Annotated in this window: 2 protein-coding genes and 1 pseudogene; 1 reads left to right on the top strand and 2 read right to left on the bottom strand. The window is 47.4% G+C overall.

The window, feature by feature from the left end:
* Window positions 1–172: 172 nt before the first annotated feature.
* Window positions 173–604: a WYL domain-containing protein gene (locus HMPREF7545_RS02345; protein WP_006694071.1), complete on the bottom strand. Its 432-nt coding sequence runs from the start codon at window positions 602–604 to the stop codon at window positions 173–175.
* Window positions 605–642: 38 nt separating this feature from the next.
* Between HMPREF7545_RS02345 and HMPREF7545_RS02340 the strand changes: the two genes are divergently transcribed.
* Window positions 643–1,251: an SAP domain-containing protein gene (locus HMPREF7545_RS02340; protein ID WP_006694070.1), complete on the top strand. Its 609-nt coding sequence runs from the start codon at window positions 643–645 to the stop codon at window positions 1,249–1,251.
* Window positions 1,252–1,376: 125 nt separating this feature from the next.
* On the opposite strand, the pseudogene HMPREF7545_RS02335 reads toward HMPREF7545_RS02340, so the two are convergent.
* Window positions 1,377–2,549: pseudogene (locus HMPREF7545_RS02335) on the bottom strand (recombinase family protein); the annotation flags it as partial.
* Window positions 2,550–2,715: the final 166 nt, after the last annotated feature.

Here is a 2,715-nt window from a genome sequence, read left to right as displayed (position 1 = left end):
ATCTATCCCAAGGGTCGTCGCACCATAGGTCTTTGCAAACAACGGTCTTCCCTCCCACGTTTCAAATATAAGAAAATTATAACACAAGAGAGGGCTTGTTGCCTAATGATTCTTTGTGAAAAAATCTGCCTGTAGCAGCCCCCATGCGGGAGGCTCTACACATAATGAAGAATTACGCTATCTCCTTATAATGCACCGTCAACGTATGCAGTCTTGTGCGGATCACATCTCTGAGTGCCAAAGGCTCGACTGTTTGCACTGCATCCCCATAGTGGATAAAGTAATCCGCGATGAACTCCTCCTCGCCCACATTGTAAAATCCATGGATATAGTACCGCCCATTCTCCTCCACAAGTCGCATGGATGGATAGTGTTCTTTATAAAAGAAATCCCGTCCCTGTGCCGTAATCTCGACGACAAAGGAGAGTGCATCGACACGGCAATAGAGATCCTCTGCGGGATGAGCAAAGGATAAAAGTGGCATCCCCGTCACATCCGTACACTCCTCCACCACAGTGATGCGGCCACACCGAAAGACACGCGCCTGCCCCATCTCGAAATCATGCGTTGTGTCATACCATAAATGTGATATAATGATAGACATCTATTCGTCTGACCTGCTATTTACGAGGAGATGTCATTATGACACAGCGTCCTGCATTTGATGAGATTCGCTCATATGAGGAGTTTATAAAATATTATTGGTATCGAACAGAACTCGTAGAGATTTGCAAAAAGCTTGGAATTGCACACAGGGGGGTAAAAAAAGATCTCAATCACAACATTGCAGAATACTTTAAAGGGAACATAGTCAAAGCCACTCCCCAAAAAGAGCAGATGATATCATCTGGAGCGATTTCCTTGGACACACCATTACTTGCTTGCAACTTTTCGTTCAACACAAAGTTTAGAACATATTTCTCAAATCTGACGAGGGTTTCTCCCTTTAAATTTACAGCAGATATGGCGACCGCATGGCGAAAGGTGAAAGCGGATCACGACACATCGTTTACTATACAGGACATGTTGAATGTATATAAGGGGATATCGACGTATGCAAAGTATGATTCTTCTGTATGCGAATGGAACCGCTTCTTAAAAGATTTCTGCGCTGATCCCATAAATGACAAGTTCAAATCAAAATTAAAGGCAGCTGCTATCCTATGGCGAATTGTTCGTGATTCCGATCAACCTAAAATGTATTCACACACATTAGTGCAAGATCATTTAAAACAACTCGAAAAGCTTTAAGGATAACACTTCTTAATTAATTTGTTGACTGTATTGTAAGAAACGCTGATAACTGTAGTCCAACTTCTCTCAGCGCATCTTTTCCCTGCCAATGTCCCCCTATAGAGTACCAATCTTCATCCGCTTTATTTCCTTAAATAGAACAAACCTCTACATCCATCAACGCCGCTCTCAATCCCACCCTTGAAAACAACAACAATCTGTCCGTCCTTCTTGACCTCAATGTGATCGAGCAGCCCGCCCCATAGCTCCTCATCAAACGCAACCTGCTCCCCGTCGATACCACATACCGCTTGAATCATGCCCTCCAAGTTGTTTCTCTTGCTCTCCCTCGCGGCAATTTGCTCATCCGACCTCGCCAGATGCCCCTGCTTTTCCATATAGAGCGCACGAATCTCATTTTCCTGTTTCAGATATGCCGTCTGATCCTGTGCCACCCGTGCGTTTTCGCGAATCAGTGTTTCAAGCCGTTCTGCCAAAACACGGAGTTCCCGCTCTACTTTATCCCGTTCCTCCGTCAGCTCCTCCATCTGGCAAACGCTGTCAATTAGGGAGCGGAGTTCCGCGATTACGTTCTCTTTGACTTCCACCAAGCAGTTCAGAGCCTTGACGAAAGCCTGTTTGATTTCCTCCTCCGTCAAGTGCCTCGTGCCGCACGGCTTTCCCTTGTGTGCATATTTCTTGTTGCAGCGGTAGATGCCCCTGCGGTACTTGTCCGTCGAATGCCACACCTTAGCCCCGTACCATCCGCCGCAACAGCCGCATTTGATCTTGTTCGCGAAGATACTCACGCCGCTGTGCTTCCCGTTCTGCTCTCTGCGTTTTATCTCCGATTGCACAAAGTCGAACAAGTCCGGCGGGATAATCGCCTCGTGATGTTCTTCCACATAGTACTGCGGAATCTCCCCTGTGTTCTTCCGTCGCGTCTTATCGAGGAAGTCTGCCGTATACTCTTTCTGGATCAGTGCATCGCCACGGTACTTCTCATTTGTAAGGATGGAGCGCACTGTGGAGATGTACCACTTGTCCTTTCCCGACGGGGATTTGATGCCCTGTTTCTCCAGTTCCTTGGTAATAGCGTAGAAGGATCGCCCGCCGAGGAAGAGTTTGTAGATGAGCTTCACCACTTTCGCCTGCTCCTCGTTGATTTTGAAATCCTTGTCATAGCCGAGAAAGGCACTGTAGCCCACACTGGTCTTGCCCTCGGCGAACTGCTTGCGCTTGCCCCATGTGGTGTTCTCCGAGATGTTGCGACTTTCCTCCTGGGCCAGGCTGGACATAATCGTGATAAGGAATTCCGTCTTCCCCCTGATTTTGATACAATATAACGATGCACCCCCTATACCCGATTAACGGTGCACCCCCTTGCACCCCCTGCCTATCGTTAAGCGAGTATCAGCCATGAAGCCTTAATTTATGCGGCTTCTCGGCATAGCGAAAGGGGGTGCAAATGCACTCCCTTTG

Origin of the sequence: Centipeda noxia ATCC 43541, from assembly GCF_000160555.1 — a bacterium.
Classification (GTDB): domain Bacteria; phylum Bacillota; class Negativicutes; order Selenomonadales; family Selenomonadaceae; genus Centipeda; species Centipeda noxia.
The sequence above is the reverse complement of the archived record's forward strand: the minus strand, read 5'-3'. Positions and strand labels throughout refer to the sequence as shown.